The organism is Parendozoicomonas verongulae (assembly GCF_009711465.1).
GTDB classification, from domain to species: domain Bacteria; phylum Pseudomonadota; class Gammaproteobacteria; order Pseudomonadales; family Endozoicomonadaceae; genus Sansalvadorimonas; species Sansalvadorimonas verongulae.
In genome coordinates this window covers 1-208 of sequence record NZ_SMME01000019.1, presented here as the reverse complement: position 1 = coordinate 208, position 208 = coordinate 1, and the positions used below count along the sequence as shown (strand labels likewise).

At 56.7% G+C, this 208-nt stretch carries 1 protein-coding gene; it reads left to right on the top strand.

Annotation, left to right across the window (positions count from 1 at the left end; translation table 11 throughout):
• Window positions 1–19: 19 nt before the first annotated feature.
• A partial coding sequence (locus tag E1189_RS26370; RefSeq protein ID WP_155158125.1) for a hypothetical protein occupies window positions 20–208 on the top strand: 189 nt, incomplete at its 3' end.

The window sequence follows — 208 nt, the reverse complement described above, 5'->3', positions numbered from 1 at the left end:
AGACACTGGTCACTTTGTTGTGTCTGCTCACTACCAGGGCAGAGCCTACCCGATCCCCGTTCCGGCAGAGTTTCAGGGGCGGGAGGCTGCTCTCCAAAGTTATTGCAGAGGCTACCTGAAAGCTGCCGGGGTTCTCACAGGTGCAGAGCAGGGTCTTTCTTCTGATCCTGTGCACCACATCTTCGGGCAGCGTATTGATTCGCTGGTG